16 protein-coding genes, 1 rRNA gene, 2 pseudogenes and 1 riboswitch are annotated in these 20,852 nt (G+C 68.2%); of the genes and pseudogenes, 6 read left to right on the top strand and 13 right to left on the bottom strand.

Features of this window, described 5'->3' with window-relative positions:
* Window positions 1-215: 215 nt before the first annotated feature.
* From OG589_RS34400 to OG589_RS34380, 5 genes and pseudogenes are all read right to left on the bottom strand, one after another.
* Window positions 216-308, bottom strand: a pseudogene (locus tag OG589_RS34400) (DUF664 domain-containing protein); the annotation flags it as partial.
* A 274-nt stretch (window positions 309-582) separates the two neighbouring features.
* Complete coding sequence (locus OG589_RS34395) at window positions 583-804, bottom strand: hypothetical protein (RefSeq protein ID WP_405142340.1); 222 nt, start codon at window positions 802-804, stop codon at window positions 583-585.
* An 81-nt stretch (window positions 805-885) separates the two neighbouring features.
* Entirely contained in the window at window positions 886-1,716 is an 831-nt protein-coding gene (locus OG589_RS34390; RefSeq protein WP_405142338.1) for an ABC transporter permease, read from the bottom strand.
* The gene (locus OG589_RS34385) at window positions 1,716-2,069 is read right to left on the bottom strand and encodes a hypothetical protein (RefSeq protein ID WP_405152258.1); all 354 of its coding nucleotides are present in this window, start codon (window positions 2,067-2,069) and stop codon (window positions 1,716-1,718) included. Before OG589_RS34385 ends, OG589_RS34390 begins: the two co-directional genes overlap by 1 nt.
* A gap of 55 nt (window positions 2,070-2,124) precedes the next feature.
* A pseudogene (locus tag OG589_RS34380) lies at window positions 2,125-2,244 on the bottom strand (daunorubicin/doxorubicin resistance ABC transporter ATP-binding protein DrrA); the annotation flags it as partial.
* Between the two features lie 84 nt (window positions 2,245-2,328).
* Here OG589_RS34380 and OG589_RS34375 point away from each other — a divergent pair.
* A complete protein-coding gene (locus tag OG589_RS34375; protein ID WP_405142336.1) occupies window positions 2,329-3,051 on the top strand; it encodes a TetR/AcrR family transcriptional regulator in 723 nt (240 codons plus the stop codon).
* Between the two features lie 84 nt (window positions 3,052-3,135).
* Here the strand turns inward: OG589_RS34375 and OG589_RS34370 are convergent, their stop codons facing one another.
* The 4 genes from OG589_RS34370 to OG589_RS34355 form a co-directional block, all read right to left on the bottom strand.
* Window positions 3,136-4,959 (bottom strand): acyl-CoA dehydrogenase, encoded by a 1,824-nt coding sequence (locus tag OG589_RS34370; protein WP_405142335.1) that lies wholly within the window; start codon window positions 4,957-4,959, stop codon window positions 3,136-3,138.
* A 144-nt stretch (window positions 4,960-5,103) separates the two neighbouring features.
* Entirely contained in the window at window positions 5,104-6,426 is a 1,323-nt protein-coding gene (locus OG589_RS34365) for a hypothetical protein (RefSeq protein WP_405142334.1), read from the bottom strand.
* 432 nt (window positions 6,427-6,858) lie between these two features.
* The gene (locus tag OG589_RS34360) at window positions 6,859-7,743 is read right to left on the bottom strand and encodes a hypothetical protein (protein ID WP_405142333.1); all 885 of its coding nucleotides are present in this window, start codon (window positions 7,741-7,743) and stop codon (window positions 6,859-6,861) included.
* On the bottom strand, window positions 7,740-8,291 hold the full coding sequence (locus OG589_RS34355) for an RNA polymerase sigma factor (protein ID WP_405142331.1): 552 nt from the start codon (window positions 8,289-8,291) through the stop codon (window positions 7,740-7,742). The genes OG589_RS34360 and OG589_RS34355 overlap by 4 nt, the downstream gene beginning before the upstream one ends.
* A 234-nt stretch (window positions 8,292-8,525) precedes the next feature.
* A riboswitch (guanidine-III (ykkC-III) riboswitch) is annotated at window positions 8,526-8,594 on the top strand.
* 6 nt (window positions 8,595-8,600) lie between these two features.
* Here OG589_RS34355 and OG589_RS34350 point away from each other — a divergent pair.
* Together OG589_RS34350 and OG589_RS34345 are read left to right on the top strand one after the other, a co-directional pair.
* The gene (locus OG589_RS34350) at window positions 8,601-8,852 is read left to right on the top strand and encodes a hypothetical protein (RefSeq protein ID WP_405142329.1); all 252 of its coding nucleotides are present in this window, start codon (window positions 8,601-8,603) and stop codon (window positions 8,850-8,852) included.
* 63 nt (window positions 8,853-8,915) lie between these two features.
* Window positions 8,916-9,281, top strand: coding sequence for a VOC family protein (locus OG589_RS34345; RefSeq protein ID WP_405142328.1), 366 nt, complete (start codon window positions 8,916-8,918; stop codon window positions 9,279-9,281).
* A gap of 84 nt (window positions 9,282-9,365) precedes the next feature.
* Here the strand turns inward: OG589_RS34345 and OG589_RS34340 are convergent, their stop codons facing one another.
* Window positions 9,366-9,818 (bottom strand): hypothetical protein, encoded by a 453-nt coding sequence (locus OG589_RS34340; protein WP_405142326.1) that lies wholly within the window; start codon window positions 9,816-9,818, stop codon window positions 9,366-9,368.
* A gap of 126 nt (window positions 9,819-9,944) precedes the next feature.
* Here OG589_RS34340 and OG589_RS34335 point away from each other — a divergent pair, with 126 nt between their 5' ends.
* Entirely contained in the window at window positions 9,945-10,394 is a 450-nt protein-coding gene (locus OG589_RS34335) for a GNAT family N-acetyltransferase (RefSeq protein WP_405142325.1), read from the top strand.
* Window positions 10,395-10,400: 6 nt separating this feature from the next.
* Here the strand turns inward: OG589_RS34335 and OG589_RS34330 are convergent, their stop codons facing one another.
* Complete coding sequence (locus OG589_RS34330) at window positions 10,401-12,416, bottom strand: molybdopterin-dependent oxidoreductase (RefSeq protein ID WP_405142324.1); 2,016 nt, start codon at window positions 12,414-12,416, stop codon at window positions 10,401-10,403.
* A gap of 349 nt (window positions 12,417-12,765) precedes the next feature.
* On the opposite strand from OG589_RS34330, the gene OG589_RS34325 reads away from it, so the two are divergent.
* Entirely contained in the window at window positions 12,766-15,309 is a 2,544-nt protein-coding gene (locus OG589_RS34325; RefSeq protein ID WP_405142323.1) for a YbhN family protein, read from the top strand.
* Between the two features lie 10 nt (window positions 15,310-15,319).
* On the opposite strand, the gene mgrA is transcribed toward OG589_RS34325, so the two are convergent.
* On the bottom strand, window positions 15,320-16,327 hold the full coding sequence (mgrA, locus tag OG589_RS34320; RefSeq protein ID WP_405142321.1) for an L-glyceraldehyde 3-phosphate reductase: 1,008 nt from the start codon (window positions 16,325-16,327) through the stop codon (window positions 15,320-15,322).
* Window positions 16,324-18,408, bottom strand: coding sequence for a S9 family peptidase (locus tag OG589_RS34315; protein WP_405142319.1), 2,085 nt, complete (start codon window positions 18,406-18,408; stop codon window positions 16,324-16,326). Before OG589_RS34315 ends, mgrA begins: the two co-directional genes overlap by 4 nt.
* Before the next feature lie 570 nt (window positions 18,409-18,978).
* Between OG589_RS34315 and OG589_RS34310 the strand changes: the two genes are divergently transcribed.
* Window positions 18,979-20,500 (top strand): 16S ribosomal RNA (locus OG589_RS34310).
* Window positions 20,501-20,852: the final 352 nt, after the last annotated feature.

Genomic DNA, 20,852 nt, shown 5'->3' with positions numbered 1-20,852 from the left:
CGCGCTTCCTGTGAGGCGGTCCCGATCGGTCGGGTCCGCTGCTTGGATCTCAGGAAGGGAGTCTGTTGGCGGGCGAGAGCGCGCGTCCATCGAGGAGTTCTTCAGGGGACCTTTCAGAAAATCTGAAAGATCGCGGAGATCTGCGCGCGCGGCGTCCACGATAGCCCGGCGGTCCCGGTGGCTGGAAGACCGCGGCGCACACCCGCGGGCGGGACCTAGCGTCCGGTCGTGCCGTCGATCAGTTCGCGGAGGATGTCCGCGTGGCCCGCGTGGCGGCCGGTCTCCTCGATCATGTGGGTGAGTGCCCAGTGCCGCCCGGTGAGGCAGCCGAGTTCGACTCGTCCTTGCCGCACTGGCTGGGCAGCGCCGACGGCGGCGTTGTCGAGCTTCTTATCCTGTTCGACCCGCAAGGGATGCGTACGCACATACACGCCGACCCACATCGGTCGTCTCACGGCGGGAGCCAGCGGTGAACTCAGCGAGACTACGGGCACCCCGTCTAGATCCAGACAGAGGTCGTCCAGGGCGTGTCGCCGGCCGCCGTCGCGTACGAGCTTCGCGGGGCGGCCGATCGGGAGCGGCTCAGACGCTCGGAGGGTTCTCCCGGTGCTGGAGCTCGCCGTCGGAGGTCTGGCCGCGCCGGGACATGAGGAAGAAGCTCAGCAGCAGCCCCACGGCGCCGACGATCATGAAGATCACACCGATGACGTCGATGTGCACGCTGCTGCCGAGAACGTCGGGCTCGATCGCGAACTTTAAGATCGCCCCGATGGTCAGGAAGAAGATGCTGACCCCGATCCCCATCTAGACCTCCGGGCTCGATGTTCAGGTAAAGAGCGTCTCGCGGCAGGGTAATACCCAGCCGCGAGCGCTCACACTACCGATTTATCGGGCCAGCGCGCGGTATCGGCGTACCGCCAGGGGCAGGAAGACGGCGATCAGCGCGATCGACCAGCCGAGCGCGACCGCGATGGAGTGCTGGAGCGGCCACGCGGCGTCCGGCCCGGGGGCGCCCGGGTTGCCGAAGAGCACCCGGCTCGCCGTGGTGAGGGCGCTGAGCGGGTTCCAGTCGGCGACCGTCCGCAGCCAGGCGGGCATGCCTTGCGTGGGGACGAACGTGTTGCCCACCATGGTGAGTGGGAAGATCACGGCGGTGCCCATCTGGTCCGCCGTCTCGGGAGTTCTGGCCAGCAGGGCGACGTACGCGCCGACCCACGTGAGCGCGAATCTCAGGAGGAACAGCAACCCGAAGGCGGCCAAGGCACCGGGCCATCCGTTCTGGATACGCCAGCCGACGGCGTACCCGGCGGCGACCATGAGCGCGGTGCCGGGGATCGTCCCCAGGAGATCGCCGACCGCCCGCCCCAGCAGCACGGCCGAGCGCGACATCGGCAGGGACCTGAACCGGTCGATCACTCCCTTGGACATCTCGCTCGCCACGACGACCATGGTGGCCACGGCCCCGAACGCCGTGGTCATCGCGAAGATCCCGGGCATGAGGTACTCCCGGTAGTGGCCGCCCGGCATGTCGATGGCGCTGCCGAGGATGTACCCGAAGATCACGATGAACGTCATGGGGAACACGGTGACGCTGATCAGGTAGGCGGGCCGGTTCCGCAGGTGGGTGAGGTCGCGCCGGGCGATCGTCCAGCCGTCGGCCAGGATCCAACGCACCTTGCCGAACGCGGTGGCGGGTGGAGGCGGAACGGTGATCATCAGGTCGTCCCGGACGCGAGCTCGCCGGTCAGCCGCAGGAAGACCTCATCCAGGCCGGCGCGGCGCAGCGCGATGTCGTCGAGGGCGATGCGCTCGTTGTCCAGGGCTCTGAGCGCGGCGGTCAGTGTGGCGGCGCCGCGCCCGGTCACCGGAACGGACACCCGCAGCGCGGTGTGCTCGGTCCTCGGCTCGCCCCCGGTGAGGCGTCCCAGCAGGCGGGCCGCGTCGTCCAGCCGCGCCGGGTCGGTGACGACCACGTCGACCCACTCGCCGCCGACGGAGGTCTTCAGGTCTCTGGGCGTCCCCGAGGCGATGTTGAGGGACCACATCGTGGGCTCGTCCAGGAACAGCACGGGCGGGACGGAGCAGCGTGGTGAGGATCAGCACCGTCGTGGTCTTGCCACACCCGTTGGGACCGAGCAGGCCGTACACCGTGCCCGCGGGAATTTCGAGATCGAGACCGTCGAGCGCCCGCGTCTTCTTGAACCGCTTGCGCAGCCCGGTGGCTGTCACGGCCGTCCGGCCCATCGCGCCCTCCATGTGTACGTCGTACATAGACACGTACAACGTACATCTACTGCGTACGTTGTACAACGAAAGTACGATGTACGCATGGAAAAGGCGGCGCGGCCCAGGGTCGGACTGTGGAAACGGCTGGCCGCGGACGAGCGAGAAGGCCGGCAGCCGCGGCTGACCCACGAGCGCATCGCCCAGGCCGCCTTCGCGATCGCCGAGGACGAGGGCCTCGACGGCGTCACCATGCGCCGGGTCGCCGGCGAGCTGGGCGCCGCCACCATGTCGCTCTACCGCTACGTCGAGAGCAAGGAAGAGCTTCACGAGTTGCTGCTCGACGAGGCCATCGGCCGCATGGACATCCCCGGCGACCGCACGGGCGACTGGCGGGCCGATCTGCGTGACCTCGCGGTCCGGCAGTTCGCCGCGCTCCGGGCGCGCCCCTGGATCATCACCCTGCAGTCGACGGTCCCCACGCTCGGCCCGAACAGCCTGCGCGCGTCGGAGTACGCGCTGTCGCTCGTCGACGGCCTGGGGTTCACGATCGACGAGATGATGCAGATCGTCGGCCTGGTCAAGGGCCACGTGAGCACCCTGGTGCAGGCCGAGCGGCTCGCCGAGTCCGAACGGCGGCGTACGGGCATGGACGACGAGCAATGGCAGGCCGCGCACACGCCGTACATCAAGGACCTGATGACCAGTGGGCGCTACCCGTACTTCGAGCGCATCGTCATCGAGGCGGAGCACTTCGCGATCGACGCCAGTTTCGAGTTCGGCCTGGACATCCTGCTCGACGGCGTCGCCGCCCGCCTGGGGCGCTGAACCTGAAGCGCCGGGTCAGCCCCGTACGAAAGGGGAGGAAGCCGGTCGGCTCCCTCCCCTTTGTGAAACGCTGTCGCCGAGGCGTCAGAACGCGTCCTCGGGAAGGTCCATCAGGGTCTGGTCGGTGGTGGTGAGGGTGCGGCGCTCGGCGGCGAGGCGCGGCAGGACGGTCGAGGCGAAGAAGGAGGCCGCGGCCACCTTGCCCGTGTAGAACGCCTTGTCGCGGTCGGAGTCGCCGAGGGCCTTGAGCGCCACCTCGGCCTGGCGGAGCAGCAGCCAGCCGATCACGAGGTCGCCGAGGCCCAGCAGGAACCTGGTGGTGTTGAGGCCGACCTTGTAGACCTCCTTCGGGTTCTCCAGGGACCCGATCGCCCATCCGGCCATGGTGTCGGCCATCGCCTTGATCTCGTCGGCGGCCTCGTCGAGCAGCTTGCGCTCCTCCTTGAGCCTGCCGTTGCCGGCCTCGGAGGCCGCGAAGGCCTTGACGTCCGCGAGCAGGGATCCGAGCGCGGCGCCCTGGTTGCGCAGGACCTTGCGGAAGAACAGGTCCTGACCCTGGATCGCCGTGGTGCCCTCGTAGAGCGAGTCGATCTTGGCGTCCCTGATGTACTGCTCGATCGGATAGTCCTGGAGGTAGCCCGAGCCGCCCAGCGTCTGCAGGGAGCGCGACAGCATCTCGTACGACCGCTCGGAGCCGACGCCCTTGACCAGCGGGAGCAGCAGGTCGTTCATGGCCTCGGCGGCCGTGTCCCTGGTGCCGTCGAACTCGGCGATCTGCACCGTGTCCTGGAAGGTCGCCGTGTAGAGGACGAGCGCGCGCATGCCCTCGGCGTACGCCTTCTGGAGCATGAGCTCGCGGCGCACGTCCGGGTGGTGGGTGATGGTGACGCGCGGAGCGGTCTTGTCGGCCATCTGGGTCAGGTCGGCGCCCTGCCTGCGCTCCTTGGCGTACGCCAGCGCGTTGAGGTAGCCGGTGGACAGGGTGGCGATCGCCTTGGTGCCGACCATCATGCGGGCGTGCTCGATGATCATGAACATCTGCTTGATGCCCTCGTGCACTCCGCCGATGAGCGTGCCCACGGCGGGGTGCTTCTCGCCGAAGGTCAGCTCGCAGGTCGTGGAGGCCTTGAGGCCCATCTTGTGCTCGACGTTGGTCACGTAGACGCCGTTGCGCTCGCCCGGCTCGCCGGTCTCGAGGTCCACGTGGTACTTCGGCACTAGGAACATCGACAGGCCCTTGGTGCCGGGTCCGGCGCCTTCTGGGCGGGCGAGCACCAGGTGGAAGATGTTGTCGGCCATGTCGTGCTCGGCGCTGGTGATGAAGCGCTTGACGCCCTCGATGTGCCAGGTGCCGTCGGGCTGCTCGACGGCCTTCGTGCGGCCGGCGCCGACGTCCGATCCCGCGTCCGGCTCGGTGAGGACCATCGTGGCTCCCCACTGCCGCTCGATCGCGTGCTCGGCGAACCGCTTCTGCTCCTCGGTGCCGATCACGTGCAGCACGTGCGAGAAGGCGGGGCCGCTTGAGTACATCCAGATGGCGGGGTTGGAACCGAGGATCATCTCGGCCGCCGCCCAGGTCACGCTACGCGGCAGGCCAGGGCCGCCGAGCTCCTCAGGCAGGTCCAGGTTGGTCCAGCCCGCGTCCCTGAAGGTTTCGAAGGACTTCCTGAACTTGGGCGGCATCGTCACCGTGTTGGTGGCGGGGTCGAAGACCGGCGGGGTGCGGTCGCCCTCTTCGAAGGAGTCGGCGAGCACGCCCGTCGCGAGACGGTTCATCTCATCGAGGACGCTTCGCGCGGTGTCCTCGTCCACCTCGGCGAAACGCCCGGTTCCCAGGATCTCGCGGCGGCCGAACACCTCGAAGAGGTTGAACTCCAGGTCGCGGACGTTGCTCTTGTAATGGCCCATGGCTGCGGGTCTCCTTGAACCAGACGGGTGGCTTCAGAACCGTACTCGTCAGTAACCTTACCTCCTATGCTACCCGCGAGTAACCCCTAACAACCGGGGCGAACGTGGCGTTCACCACTAAATAGCCACCGCGTAAGTTCCCGGCTACGCACCTGATCGGCTCCGGAATCGGCGTACGGCGGCGGCCAGGTCCGCCGCCCCCAGAGCGCCCGCCAGGCAGGCCACGGGGATCACCGGGAGGACGTACCTGTGGTCGAAGTCGAGCACGGCCACCGGGCCCACGAGCAGGAACATCGCCACGCCCCAGGGCAGCAGCGCCGAGCGCGGCCCGGCCAGCGCGCCGAGCCCACCCAGCAGCAGGATGGCCGCGATCATCGGGCCGCGCAGGTACGCCGGGTACTGGTAGGCCATGAGGAAGCCCGCGTACGGGTCCACGGACCGCAGGCCCCGCACGCTCGGGTCGTACTCTTCGCGCACCTTCTGGACGAGGGGGTAGTCCGGCAGCCCCCACTGTCCCCGGGCGAAGCCGAAGGCGGGCGTCGTCCGCTCGGGGTGCCGTACGGGCGTCCAGGCGAAGGTCAGCGCGGTGTCGCGGGCCACGTCGGCCAGGTAGTCGAGCGGCTGGGCCAGGATGGCGCGCAGCGCGAAGGAGCGGGCCAGGTCGTTGTTGCGGTCGCGGCCGCCGGGCAGCTGGTTGAGGGAGGCGTCCGGATCCCAGACGTACTCCGACGCCGCGTCCTGGTGCGCCCCGTTCGGGCAGAGGCCGGCCTCGGCGCGCGGCGGCCTGATCACGGCGCAGTCGGCGAACGTCATGGTCCGCGCCCACAGCACGGCTCCTTCCCCGCCGGTCAGCGCGAACTTCCCGTTGACCTGGGCGTTCCAGCCGGCGTACGCGACGAGCGGCAGGGCGCCCGCGACGGCGACGGCCGCCAGCCGGCGCGAGCCCACGCGCCGTACGGCCAGATGGAGCAGCACGAGCACGAGCAACGGAAGCGCGATCGTACGGGTGAGCGTGGCGAGTGCGAGCAGGGCCCCGGCGGCGGCGCAGGCCGCGACCGAGGGGCGGGGCGACCACAGCAGGACCGTCAGCGTGGCGACGATGAGGAAGATGAACATGGTGTCGGACAGGACGCCCGTCTCCAGCCGCAGGAACGACGCGTCGAACAGGAAGGGCACCGCCGCCAGCGACGCGCCCCACGCGGGCAGCGACCGGCGGCGGAGCACCGCGTAGATCATCACCCCGACGGCCAGCCCCATGGCGTGCTGAACCCCCACCACCACGGCGACGCTGTGGAACGGCCGCAGCAGCCACAGCAGCAAGGGATATCCGCTCGGATGGAACCCGAGGGACGGCCGCAAGTGCGACGCCACATCGAGATAGGTGAACGAGTCGTACCAGTAGAGCTGCGCCGGCCGGTACCCCAGCATCGTGACCACCCGCAGCCCCGCCGCAAGGGCCACGACCACCGCGAACAGCCGATGGGCGCGGAGGGTTCGTCGCGTCCGAAGTAGTTGGGCCGAGGGGCCTGAGTATGTGTCAGTGAGCACGAAGGAACCGATCACTCGAAACCGCATTTATGCGAAAAGTAATGATTTGGGCACGCTGGGTAGTTGAACGTGGCTATGGGGGATGAATCTGGAGGAAGTTGCTTCCAAGCCGTCCTGTCGCCGGGCTTGTCAGGCGCGGGCGGACCCCATCCGAGCCGTCTGGTCCGGCAATCGGTTACCTACGCTGGTCGACCGGCGTAAACCGGCCGACCCAGGCGGGGGTCGACTCGCAAACCCCCATCGCCGTGTACTGTCCGGCGCCGGTATGGCGGGTCGCGTAGCGGTGTCGATCGGCGCCCTCTACGGCGATTAACCCGGCGAAGGTTCTGACTGGGTTGAGACGCCGCCTCCTCAGCGGGTGGGGGCGTGTCCTGGGCAGGTCTGGCTCAGGTCGGGGGGCACTGGACGAGGGGCGGGCCCCACCAGCAGGAGCGCACCGCCGGCCCTGGTGCTGACGCCGTCGAGGACGTACCACCAGTCGGGGATCGGGGAGGGTTTTTCGTACGCGGTGACCCTGATTTCGTTAACTCCACGTTCATCGAGCATCCTGCGGACGTCGAGTACGCGCTCGTTGATGAAGCCAACGCAGTGCAACGGCTCACCGGGCGCGAAGATCGGGGTCATGAGCTGGTATTTCTCGCCCCGGATCGCTCGGCGGCCCAGCCAGATGTCGGCCTTCCCCTTGTAGCCGACCGGCACCTTCATCCCGATGTCGCATCCGTACCACCGATGGCAGGGACCGGTTTGCTCAAGGGGCTTGATGTCGTTGCTCCCGATCAGGATGTGGCCTTCCAGGCTTGGGCCTACCGGTACGACGTTGATCGCGATCTTCAGGCCGCGGCCTTCCAATTCGGTCTGGTAGCGCTGCGGCGCCGCGAAAAGATCTTTTACTGTGACGACGTAGTAAACGCCTTCTCGTTTGATGTCGAGCGCCGCAGAGGCCGGGAGTGGCCCGAGTCCGAGTCCTTCCGGCAGTACCCAGCTAAGGAGAACGGTTACGACCGCGAGGGGAGCGAGGAGCCGCCAGCGACGAACCGGCTTCGTCGGTGTTCGGGATCGCGACGAGAACACCCGGTCCCAAGCCCTTCGACGCACGTGAAGGGCTTCCTGGGTTGGAGCGTGCTCGATGGCTGAAGCTTTGGTGATCTCCTGAAGCAGTTCCCGGGCACCGGGAGTCATGCCCGGACCCGGGTCGGGGGCGATCGAGGCCACCAAACGGTCGATGTCGGTGTTCACGGCTGCCCCTTCACTAGCGCGGCGGCGCGCGGGCCGTAGCGGGCGAGGTCGAGGTCGGCGGTGTGCAGTTCCCTGGCGAGGCGCTTGCGGGCGCGGTGCAGGCGCAGGCGGACGGCTCCGCGGGAGCAGCCCAGAACGGTCGCGATCTGCGCCGTGTCCAGGCCCTCCCAGCTCACCAGGGACAGCAACTCCCGGTCGTCGGCGCTGAGCCGCTGGAACGCCTCCCGGATCGCACCGGTGTCCTGGCGCGGGGTGGACTCGTCCCAGGCCGCCAGCTCCGCGCGGAGCCGTACGGCGAGGGCGGTCCGCCGCGAGTCGCCCCGGCGCTGGTTGGCGAGGACGTTCCGTGCCACGCCGTACAGCCAGAGCCGGGCCTGCTCGCCCTCGGGAATGTCGCCGACGCGGCGCCAGGCCGTCGTGAAGGTCTCGGAGATCGCGTCCGCCGCGTCGTCGGGCGAGTCCGTGCGCCGCCGGAGGTAGGCGAGGAGGTCCGCGTAGTGGGCCATGTAGATCTCCTCGAATCGCTGCCGGGGGTCTGGAGGTCCCACGCCGCCGTCCTTCCGATGGGGGACTGTTCCCTCAGCCTTCCGGGGAGGGCTGGTCGTCAGCCACACATGTCCGGATATCCAGAAGCGTTTCAGGATTCCCATAAGAAAGTTGTCCGCCGGCGAGCCGCCCCCGCGGGTGGATGGAGCCCAGGGGGACCAGCCTGGCCTCAGGCAGAGCGGTGAGATGTCTCACCAAGAGCAGATCGGAGGAGTGAAGTTTGCTAGGTTCCACGGCAGAGGCCCCGTTCGGGGATCTCCCGGACGAGTAGTGCGTCGTACCCGGCCCAGCGAAGACGACGCGCGCACACCATGACTCAGATCATCCAGATCGCCGGCGCGATCATCATCCTGTCGGCCTTCCTGCTCGCGCAGTTGAAGGTCCTGAACTCCGAATCCAAGGTCTACCTGGTGCTGAACCTCGCCGGTTCCGCGGTGCTGACCTGGGTGGCGCTGGAGGACCGCAACTGGGGATTCCTGCTCCTCGAAGGCGTATGGGCCGCGGTGTCCGCGGTGAGCCTGGCCCGCGTGCTGACCGGGGGAGATGCGACCGCCGGACACTAGGAAACCGGCTTGACGGTTTTGCCGGTGTTGCGGTTGGCTTTGCGCATGATTGGCATTCACACTGTGACCGTTGACTGCGCCCAGCCGTACGAGCTCGCGGAGTGGTGGCACCAGGCCACCGGGTGGCCTTTCCACGAGGCGACCGAGAAGGATGACGACGAGGTCATGCTCATGGCCCCGAGCGAGCCCCACCTGCTGTTCATCCGGGTGCCAGAGGGCAAGCAGGCCAAGAACCGCGTCCACTTCGACGTGACGGCACAGGCGGGCGGCACCCGCGACCAGGAGGTCGAGCGGCTCGTCGGCCTCGGCGCCGAGCAGCACGAGGACCACCGCAACCCCGACGGCACGGGCTGGGTCACCCTCCTCGATCCCGAGGGCAACGAGTTCTGCGTGTGCCGCAGCGAGGCCGAGCGCGAGGCCGCGAGCTGACCTGGACCCGGGGAAACGCGACGCCTCCCGGGGAACGTCACCCGGGAGGCGGAATACCGGCCCCCGAAGGAGCCGCGTACGGGGTCACCGGGCCGACTGGGCCCTTCCCTTCATGGACACGGTGATGACGGCCGCGATCAGGTAGACCAGCGCGCCGCCCCACAGAGCGTCCCAGGCGGCGCCGAACACGCCTTCCTGGTCGAAGACGAGCTGGACGGGATACATCACGACGGCGGCGAGGATGCCCGGGTAGAGGGCGAACCTCCACGGGTGTCGTAGCGACCAGAGCCTGGCCTGCCGGGTGACGCGGTCTCCCACGTTGGGCTTGCTCACGGCGCCGATGGAGGCAACCAGGCTGAAGACGCTGATGCCGAGGCAGAGCGCCCAGGTCAGATCGGCCGGACCTGGGAAGACCACTCCCATGACATAGCTGATCGCCGCGCTCGCCCCACCGGTGATCGCCGCGGCCTTCCAGGGCGCGCCCCGCAGGGCCGCGCCGGCGAGCGACATCTCGTCGCGTCGAGTCAGTTCGTTCATGTGAACCAGATTGCCCTCGGTCATGGCCCTGGCACATCGGGGAACAACCCTGGTTTGTTCCCGGGGTGCCACATCCGGGATCGGCGCGAAACCCGTCGACACGGGGGTCGCCGGTACCATCTGAGGGTGTCTGTGATCTTTCGTCCGGCTCGCCGGGAAGACGTGCCCCTGATCGTGGCCATGCTCGCCGACGATCCGATCGCAGCGGCCAGGGAGGGCGACCCGTCGGACGAGGTCTACCTGGCCGCCTTCCAGGCCATCGACGCCGATCCCCGGCAGGAGCTGGTCGTCGCCGAGGCGGACGGCGAGGTGGTCGGCACGATGCAGCTCACGTTCATCCCCGGGCTCTCCCGCAGGGGCGGCGAGCGCGCCCTGATCGAGGCCGTACGGGTGGGCGCGTCCATGCGGGGGCAGGGGCTGGGCCGCGCGATGATGCGGTGGGCGATCGACCGGGCCCGCGAGCGGGGCTGCCGGATGGTGCAGCTCACCAGCGACAAGGCCCGCGCCGACGCCCACAGGTTCTACACCTCTCTGGGCTTCGTCGACTCCCACGTGGGTTTCAAGCTGAGCCTCTGACCTCGCTCACCCAAGGGCCGCGATCTCCACGAGGTTGTCGTGGTAGACGGCGCCCCTGCCCATGTCGGCGTCACGCTCGTCGACCAGGGCGTTGACGTTGGCCCTGCCAGGGTTGAGCTTCGGCCAACTGCCCTTGGTCGTCGCGACCACCCCTGGGGCGACCCGGTCGCTGATCTCCAGGTGCGCGATCATCTCGCCGTTGTCGTTGAACACGCGGACGCGCTGCCCGTCGCTCAGCCCCCGGCCGGCGGCGTCCTTCTCGTTCACCAGGATCTTCGGCCCTCCCGCGCGGCGCGCCAGCTCGGGGTTGTTCCCGAACACCGTGTTGAGGAACGTGTGCGCCGCCGGCGTGATCAGCGCCAGCTTGTACGGCCCGTCCACGGTCGCCGAGAACGGCGGGACGTACCCCTCGTTCTCGGGGACGAACTCCAGCTTGCCCGAGGCCGTGGGGAACCCCTCGGTGAAGGGCACGAAGGGGGCCGGGTAGTTGAGCCTGGCCCATCCCTCCCGGCGCAGCCGCTCGACCGTGATGCCGTCCAGCGCCGCGTGCCCCCCGGACAGGAGCTGCTCGGCGATCTCCAGGTCGGAGTCGTAGAGGGCGGGCTCCGTGAGCCCCAGGCGGCGGGCCACCCTGCGGAAGGTCTCCGTCGTCGACAGGCACTCGCCGGCCGGGGGCACCGCGGGCTCGTTCCAGACCAGATACATGTGGCCGTATCCGTGGTGCAGGTCGGTGTGCTCGAACTGCATGGTGGCCGGGAGCACGATGTCGGCGTAGTCCACCGTGTCGGTGGGGAACTGCTCCATCACGACCGTGAACAGGTCGTCCCGCAGGAGCCCCTTACGGATGCGGTTCTGGTCGGACGTGCTGCCCATGGGGTTCGCCGCGTAGACCCACAGGCACTTGACGGGGTTCTCGGTGTCCTCAAGGCCGTCGGCGAGCCGGGTCATCGTCAGGGTGCGTACCGGCCCGTCCAGCAGGTCGGGCCGGGTGTCCGCCTGGATGGGGACGAGGCCGCTGGTGGAGTACGCGACGCCTCCTCCGGGGTGCTTCCAGTCGCCGGTCACGCCGGGGATGCAGGCGATGGTCCGCATGGCCGTGCCGCCGCCCCGGTGGCGCTGGATGCCCATCGTGGCCCGGATGCCGGTCGGACGGGTGTGCGCGAGGCGTACGCCGAGGGCGCGGATGTCCTTCTCGGGGATCCCGGTGATCTCCGCGGCCACCTTCGGCGGATATTTCCGGATTTCTCGCTCGAAGTCATCCCAGCCCGTGGTGTGGTTCTCCAGGTAGTCCCGGTCCTCGGCGCCCTCGTCGAGCACCACGTGCATCAGCGCGAGCGCGAGCGCGGCGTCGGTGCCCGGCCTGATCGCCAGGTGCTCGTCTGCCTGGTCGGCGGTACGGGTCCTGATGGGGTCGATGGCGACCACGTGGGCCCCGCCCGCCCGCGCCTCCTGGATGAACTTCCACAGATGGTGACCGCTGGTCAGCGTGTTCGTGCCCCAGAGCAGGATGAGCTTCGACAGGGCGAACGTCTCGGGGTCCATGCCGCCCGGGGTGCCGTTCGTGCGGGTCAGCCCGATGTTGCCGGCCCGGGCGCAGATGTTCAGATCGTGGTTCGACGCGCCCAGCGCGTTCCACAGGCGCCGCCCGGCGTACCCCGACTCGCCCTGGATGTAGCCGAGTGTGCCGGTGCCCTGGTACGGCCAGATGGCCTCGCCGCCGAACTCGTCGATGATCCCCGTCAGCCGCCGCGCGATCTCGTCGAGAGCCTCGTCCCAGGTGATGCGCTCGAACCGTCCCGAGCCCTTCGGCCCGACCCGGCGCATCGGATGCAGGATGCGGTCGGCCGCCTTCGTGTGCTCCAGGTAACGGTTGACCTTCACGCACAGGGCGCCGCGGGTATAGGGGTGGTCGCGGTTCCCGCGCAGGCCCACGGCCTCGCCGTCCTCGACCTTCACCACCCATGAGCAGGTGTCCGGGCAGTCCAGCGGGCAGGCACCCAGAACGTTCAGCGCACGGGTCATGCGTCAACGCTACCTGGGCGCTTCATGACCGTGCCATGGCGCCCTCCGGCGGTGACGACCCACCTGCCACCTGGGGCGACTCACCACGCCATACTTACGGACGATGCGCGGCGGCCTTCCGCACCGGCACCATGGATGACGTCCCGTCCATCTGATCCCTCTGTGGCGAGCGCGCCGTAGAGTGTCAGCGAATGGCCGGGGTGCACCAGTTCGCCGGTGACGTTCGAGGCCCACGCCGGCGCGAGGCGGGTGCCGAGACAGGTCGCCGGAGCGTGGTCGGCTCCGCGCCATCATCGTGAACAGAGGTTAGGGAAGATCATATGACCCGAGACGTGCGCAGACGCCGGCGGTGACCGACATAAGGGAGCGCGACGAGGCACAGGAGGCCGCGGGGGGAGACATCTCCGTGGCCGGACCTGCCACGACCTCGGAGAGCCCGGAAGCCATATCGGTTCCCGCCTCGGTCGCCACGCCCCCGGCCGGCGGCGACTCCCCGGCCCCCACTGAGTCCTCTGGGCCTTCTGGAGCTCCCGAGCCCGCCGTGCTCGTCGTCGAGCCACTGCTGCCCCAGCGCATCCGCCGGCCTTCGGACGCGCTGCGCTTTCTCGCCAGCCTGCTCGCGCTCGCCGCGGTCGTCCTGCTGGCCCTCGTCGCCAAGCAGACGCTGAACGGCCTCGAAGCCGACGTCACCGACGGTACGAGCCGGGCGCCCGAGCTGCTGATCGGGGTGGCGAGCTTCCTCGCGGGCACGGCCGTGCTCGCCGTCCCGGCCGCGTTCGCCGTCGAGCGGGTGTTCCACCGTGACGGGCTGCGCGTCGCGGAGGGCCTCATCGCCGCGATCATCGGCATGCTCGTCTCGTTCGCGCTCGGCGAGTGGCTCGCCGTCGCCGGGCCCGGCGACCTGCGCCAGCTGCTCACCGGCGGACGCCAGGTCGAGCCGCTCAACACCCTGCTGACCTCGGTCGTCGCCTACGTCACCGCCGTGCGCATCTCCCGCCGCCCGACCTGGCGCACCCTGATGTGGATGGCCATCGCCCTCGACGTCTTCGCGTTGTTCACCGGCGCCGAGGCCACCGCGCTCGGCGTCTTCGTCACCTACCTCGTCGGCCTGGCCGTCGGGTACGCCACCCTGTACGTCGTCGGCAGCCCCAACACCCGGCCTCCCGGCAGCACCGTCGTCGCCGCGCTCCGCCGCCTGGGGTTCGTGCCCGCCAAGGCGCGGCGCATCTCCGACGACGCCCAGGGCAGCCGCCGCTACGCCGTGACCATGACCGACGAGCGCCGCTACGACGTCACCGTGCTCGACAGGGACCGTCAGGTGGCCGGCGTCCTCTACCGGCTCTGGCGGCGCATCAGGCTCAACTCCGAGACCCGTCGCCGGGCCATCCGCTCGCTCCGCGCCGAGCTGGAGCGCGAGGCCCTGATGGCGTACGCCGCCCAGGCGGCCGGGGTGAACACCCCCTGCCTGGTGGGCACCAGCGAGATCGGCACGGACGCCGCGCTGCTGGCGTACGAGCACCTGGACACCAGGGCGATCGAGGACGTCCCCGACGAGGAGCTCGACGACGAGCTGCTCATCAGGATCTGGAAGCAGGTGGAGCTGCTCCAGGCACAGCGCCTCGCCCACCGCCGCCTCACCGGCGACAGCATCCACATCGGCGCGGGCGGCGACGTGGTGCTGATGGACGCCCGCAGTGGCGACATCGCCGCGGGCGACCTGCTCCTGCGCCTGGACGTCGCCCAGCTGCTCACCTACCTCGCGCTGCGGGTAGGCCCGGAGCGCTCGGTGATGTGCGCGTCCAAGGTGATCCCCAAGCAGGCCCTGGCGGGCGCGCTGCCGCTGCTGCAGCGCATCGCCCTGACCAGGGGCACCCGCGCCGAGGTCAGCAGGGACAAGGAGCTGCTCCCCGCGCTCCGCGAGAACATCCTCGCCCTGACCCCGCAGGTGGAGGTCGAGGAGATACGGCTGGAGCGGTTCCAGCCCCGCACGCTCGTCACGATCATCGCCAGCGCGCTCGCCGCGTACTTCCTGCTCTCCCAGCTCAGCAGGGTCAACCTCGTCGAGGTGATCACGTCGGCGAAGTGGGGCTGGGGCGGCATCGCCCTCGTCGCGGCCGGCCTGAGCTATGTCGCCGCCGCGCTCATGCTCCGGGGTTTCGTACCCGAGAAACTCCCCCTGGGGCGCACGGTGCTGGCGCAGTTCGCGGGGTCCTTCGTCAAGCTGGTGGCGCCCGCGGCGGTCAGCGGCGTGGCCATCAACTCCCGCTACCTGCAGAAGCGCGGCATCTCACCCGGGCTCGCCGTGGCGAGCGTGGGGGCCTCGCAGCTCGTCGGGCTTTGCTCCCACATCGTGCTGCTGCTGCTGTTCGGGTACGCCACCGGCACCAAGGCCGCCCCGTCGGTCAGCCCGTCCCGAGGCCTGGTCATCGGCCTGCTCTCGGGCGCTGTGCTCGTACTGGTCGTGCTCGCCGTGCCGCAACTCCGGCGCATGATCACCGCGCGCATGCGCCCGTTGTTCTCCGGAGTGATACCGAGGCTGCTCGACGTGCTGCAGTCGCCCCGCAAGATCCTCGAAGGCTTCAGCGGCACTCTGCTGCTGACGCTCGCCTTCGTGGTCTGCCTGGACGCCTGCGTGCGGGCCTTCGGCGGCTCGCTGAGCTTCACCGCCGTGGCCGTGGTGTTCCTGGCGGGCAACGCCATCGGCTCCGCCGCGCCCACCCCTGGCGGGCTGGGCGCGGTCGAGGCCTCTCTTTCGCTCGGCCTGACGCTCTCGGGGCTCCCGGGTACGGTCGCCACCTCGGCCGTGCTGCTGTTCCGGCTGCTGACCTTCTGGCTGCCGGTGCTTCCCGGCTGGGCGTCGTTCGCCTGGCTCCAGCGACACAACGCCCTATAGCCTCGCGGGGCTAGACGATCGGCGTGCCCGGCTGCGCGATCTCCTTCTCGATCGCGGCGAGCTCGTCGGACGAGAAGCCCAGCTTGTCGACGGCCGCGATGTTGTCCTCCAGCTGCTTGACGCTGCTGGCGCCGATCAGCACCGAGGTGATCCGCGAGTCGCGCAGCACCCACGCGAGGGCCATCTGCGCGAGGGACTGGCCACGGCCGGAGGCGATCTCGTTCAGCGTGCGCACCCGCTGGAGCACCTCGTCGGTGAGCTGGCTCGGCCGCAGGAACCGCTCCTGGGCCGCGCGGGAGTCCTCGGGGACGCCCTTGAGGTACCGGTCGGTCAGCACGCCCTGCGCCAGCGGCGAGAACGGGATGCAGCCGACGCCCTCCTCCTCCAGCACGTCGAGCAGCCCGTCCTCGACCCAGCGGTCGAACATCGAGTAGCGCGGCTGGTGGATGAGCAGCGGCGTGCCCATCTCACGCAGGATCCTGGCCGCCTCCCTGGTCTGCTCGGGCGTGTAGTTCGAGATGCCCGCGTACAGGGCGCGGCCGGACCGCACGGCGGTGTCGAGCGCCCCCATCGTCTCCTCGAGCGGGGTCTCGGGGTCGGGCCGGTGGCTGTAGAAGATGTCGACGTAGTCGAGCCCCATGCGCGAGAGCGACTGGTCGAGGCTGGCCAGGACGTACTTGCGCGAGCCCCACTCGCCGTACGGGCCGGGCCACATGTCGTACCCGGCCTTGCTGGAGATGATCAGCTCGTCGCGGTACGGGCGGAAGTCCTGGGCGAAGATCTGGCCGAAGTTCGTCTCGGCGGAGCCGGGCGGCGGGCCGTAGTTGTTGGCGAGGTCGAAGTGGGTCACGCCCAGGTCGAAGGCCCTGCGCAGCGTGGCTCGCTGGGTGTCGATCGGCTTGTCGTCTCCGAAGTTGTGCCACAGCCCGAGCGACACCGCGGGCAGCTTGAGCCCGCTCCTGCCGGTCCGGTTGTAAGGCTGCCTCTCGTAGCGGTCGTTCGATGCCGAGTACGTCACTTCGTGTCTCCTGTGTCTTCGGTCTTTCCCGCGCCGACCCGGTCGAGGATCCACGACAAGGTGAACGCCTCCTCGTGCCACGCGTCGTACCGCCCGCTCCTGCCTCCGTGACCGGCGCCCATCTCCGTCTTCAGGAGGAAGGGCCCACCGCCCGCGGTGGCGCGGAGCCGGGCGATCCACTTCGCGGGCTCGTGGTACAGCACCCGGGTGTCGTTGAGGCTGGTGATCGCGAGGATCGGAGGATATACCCGATCATCGATGTTCTCGTATGGGGTGTACGACTTCATGTACTCGTAGACGTCGGCGTTGTGCAGCGGGTCGCCCCACTCGTCCCACTCGATGACCGTCAGCGGCAGCGACGGGTCGAGGATCGTGTTGAGCGCGTCCACGAACGGCACCTCGGCCACCACGCCCGCGAACGCCTCGGGCGCGAGGTTCGTCACCGCGCCCATCAGCAGGCCACCGGCCGAACCACCCCTCGCGACGACGTCGCTCGACCAGCCGGACTCCTTCAGATGCCGGCCGGCGGCCACGAAGTCGCTGAAGGTGTTCTTCTTGCGGGTGAGCTTGCCCTCCTCGTACCACCGCCTGCCCATCTCGCCGCCGCCCCTGACGTGGGCGATCGCGAAGACCAGGCCGCGGTCGAGCAGGCTGAGCCGCGCCACGGAGAACGACGGGTCGATCGAGGTCTCGTAGCTGCCGTAGCCGTACAGCACCGTCGGCGCGGGCCGCGCGGTGCCCTTCTTCACGACGATGGAGATCGGGATCCTCGTGCCGTCCTCCGCGACCGCCCACTCGCGGAACTGCTCGTAGTCGCCGGGCTCGTACCCGCCGAGAACCGGCCGGCGCTTCAGGAGGATGAGCTCGCGCCTGGTGAGGTCGTAGTCGTACACCGAGGGCGGCGTCACCATCGAGGCGTACGCCAGCCGCAGCCTGCCGGTGTGGAACTCCGGGTTCCCCGCGGGCTCCGCGGTGTGGATGGGCTCGGGGAACGAGATCTCGTACGGCTCGCCGTCCGACGGCAGCACGCGGATGCCGGTGAGGCCGTCGCGGCGGAAGTGGACGACCACGTGGTCGGAGAACGCGTCGACGTCGAGCAGCCGGGTGTCCTCGCGGTGCGGGATCAGCGGCGTCCACGCGGCGGTGTCGTCGATGGGCGCGGTGGCCAGCTCGAAGTTCTCGGCGCCCTCGTTGTGCAGGACGAGGAAGCGGTCGCCCGCGTGGTCGACGGAGTACTCGACACCGGTCTGGCGGGGCCGCACGACGGTGAACTCCCCGGTTGGGTAGTCGGCGTCGAGGATGCGGACCTCACTGGTGATCTTGCTTCCCGCGCCGAGCACCAGGTAGCGCTCGCTCCGGGTGAGGCCGATGCCGACCCAGAAGCGCTCGTCGGTCTCCTCGTAGACCAGCACGTCATCGTCGGCGGGGGTGCCGATGATGTGGCGGTAGACGCGGTACGGGCGCCACGCCTCGTCGATGGTCGTGTAGAAGAACGCCGAGCCGTCGGCCGACCAGGCGCCGCCGTAGAAGATGCCAGGGATCTCGTCGGCCAGGATCTCGCCGCTCTCGAGGTTCTTGAACCGCAGCGTGAAGCGCTCGTTGCCGCTGAAGTCGGTGGAGTAGGCGAGAGTGGTGCCGTCCGAGCTGATGGACGAGGTGCCGATCGCGAAGAACGGGCTGTCGCCGGCCAGTTTGTTGCCGTCGAGCAGGACCTGCTCACCCTCCAGCGCCACTCCCGGCTTGAGCTCGGGAGGGGTGTCGCCCGTCGCCAGGAGGCGGCACTGGATGCCGTACTGCTTGCCCTCCTCGGTGCGGGAGTAGTACCACCAGCCGCCCTTGCGGGTGGGGACGGAGAGATCCGTCTCCAGGGTGCGGCCCTTGATCTCCTGGAAGATGGTCTCCCGGAGGTCCTGGAGGTGTTCGGTCTCGCCCTGTGTGAAGGCGTTCTCCGCCTCCAGGTAGGAGACCGTGTCCGGGTTGTCCTTGTCGGCCAGCCAGGCGTAGTCGTCGATCACGGTGTCGCCGTGATGAGTGCGTTCGGCCGGAACCTTCTTCGCCACGGGAGGCGTGTCGCTGCTCACGTCGCCGAGTCTATGGCGAGGGCTTGGCCGCCCAACTGGCGTGACGCGGGTCTGTGAAGCCGGACTGTGCGTCGGCGCCCGCGAAGGCTGCTAATCTTCTGTTGTCGGCATCGCCCGGCACAACCCCAAACCTTCGCCTCGGCGATCTGGCGTGGGCACGTGCCTGTGGTGACCGCATCCCCTTGAACTTCGAAGGTCTGAAATCGGGACTTGCACTACCCGGTCTCATCGGGTAAGTTAGAGGGGTTGCCCTGGAGACGGGGCGGTCTGAATCCTAGTGGGTTCGGGTGGCTGGAAGTCAAGTGCCTGCAAAGGCGCGGTTTGCTCCCGGTCAAACGGCCTTGTAAGATGAAGACATACGAGATGGAAGCCCCGGAGTTCGGGTCCACGTGGTGGGTTCGGGTGATGGTGTACGCGTCCGTTTCTTGAGAACTCAACAGTGTGTTAAAAGCCAGTGCATGAATATGCATACCTCCGTCTTCCATGCGCCTTTGTGGGTGTGTGGGGATGGTTTCCTTTGGTTGACATCGCACATGTGTGTGTGGTGTTCGCCGGGATTTCTTCAGACATTGTTTGGAGAGTTTGATCCTGGCTCAGGACGAACGCTGGCGGCGTGCTTAACACATGCAAGTCGAGCGGAAAGGCCCTTCGGGGTACTCGAGCGGCGAACGGGTGAGTAACACGTGAGTAACCTGCCCCTGACTTTGGGATAAGCCCGGGAAACTGGGTCTAATACCGGATACGACCAGCCTTGGCATCGGGTGCTGGTGGAAAGTTTTTTCGGTTGGGGATGGACTCGCGGCCTATCAGCTTGTTGGTGGGGTAGTGGCCTACCAAGGCGACGACGGGTAGCCGGCCTGAGAGGGCGACCGGCCACACTGGGACTGAGACACGGCCCAGACTCCTACGGGAGGCAGCAGTGGGGAATATTGCGCAATGGGCGAAAGCCTGACGCAGCGACGCCGCGTGGGGGATGACGGCCTTCGGGTTGTAAACCTCTTTCAGCAGGGACGAAGTTGACGTGTACCTGCAGAAGAAGCGCCGGCTAACTACGTGCCAGCAGCCGCGGTAATACGTAGGGCGCAAGCGTTGTCCGGAATTATTGGGCGTAAAGAGCTCGTAGGTGGCTTGTCGCGTCTGCCGTGAAAGCCCATGGCTTAACTGTGGGTCTGCGGTGGATACGGGCTGGCTAGAGGTAGGTAGGGGCAAGCGGAATTCCTGGTGTAGCGGTGAAATGCGCAGATATCAGGAGGAACACCGGTGGCGAAGGCGGCTTGCTGGGCCTTACCTGACGCTGAGGAGCGAAAGCGTGGGGAGCGAACAGGATTAGATACCCTGGTAGTCCACGCTGTAAACGTTGGGCGCTAGGTGTGGGGTCCTTCCACGGATTCCGTGCCGTAGCTAACGCATTAAGCGCCCCGCCTGGGGAGTACGGCCGCAAGGCTAAAACTCAAAGGAATTGACGGGGGCCCGCACAAGCGGCGGAGCATGTTGCTTAATTCGACGCAACGCGAAGAACCTTACCAAGGCTTGACATCGCCCGGAAAGCTCTGGAGACAGAGCCCTCTTCGGACTGGGTGACAGGTGGTGCATGGCTGTCGTCAGCTCGTGTCGTGAGATGTTGGGTTAAGTCCCGCAACGAGCGCAACCCTTGTTCCATGTTGCCAGCACGCCCTTTGGGGTGGTGGGGACTCATGGGAGACTGCCGGGGTCAACTCGGAGGAAGGTGGGGATGACGTCAAGTCATCATGCCCCTTATGTCTTGGGCTGCAAACATGCTACAATGGCCGGTACAGAGGGTTGCGATGCCGTGAGGTGGAGCGAATCCCTAAAAGCCGGTCTCAGTTCGGATTGGGGTCTGCAACTCGACCCCATGAAGTCGGAGTCGCTAGTAATCGCAGATCAGCAACGCTGCGGTGAATACGTTCCCGGGCCTTGTACACACCGCCCGTCACGTCACGAAAGTCGGCAACACCCGAAGCCCGTGGCCCAACCAGCTTGCTGGGGGGAGCGGTCGAAGGTGGGGCTGGCGATTGGGACGAAGTCGTAACAAGGTAGCCGTACCGGAAGGTGCGGCTGGATCACCTCCTTTCTAAGGAGCACCGGCCGTGGACACCTCCTGGTGGAGGGGTTCGGGGTCTACGTCGTGGTTGTGAGCGAACGTCTCACCTGCGGCAGCTCATTAGTGGAGCACTGGCTAGTCGGATCGTCGGGGTCGTCCCGGCGGCTGGTACCGCCGTGAGTCTCCTCCTTGTGAGGGGGGTTGCGGAGTGGGAACGCTGTCGTGGGGGTTCGGGTGGTTCGAACACACTGTTGGGTCCTGAGGAAACGGGCCAACGCGCGGGGCCGCCGCGACCGGGTTGACCGGTTGCTTGCCATGGTCGTTGATCGTGGTGGCGGTCTCGTTGCTTGTGGGGTCGTTGTTTCCTTGTTTGCGGGGCCAG

Origin of the sequence: Sphaerisporangium sp. NBC_01403 (assembly GCF_045040145.1) — a bacterium.
GTDB lineage: Bacteria > Actinomycetota > Actinomycetes > Streptosporangiales > Streptosporangiaceae > Sphaerisporangium > Sphaerisporangium viridialbum.
Note: the sequence above shows the minus strand (reverse complement) of the source record. Positions and strands in the feature narration are given on the sequence as shown.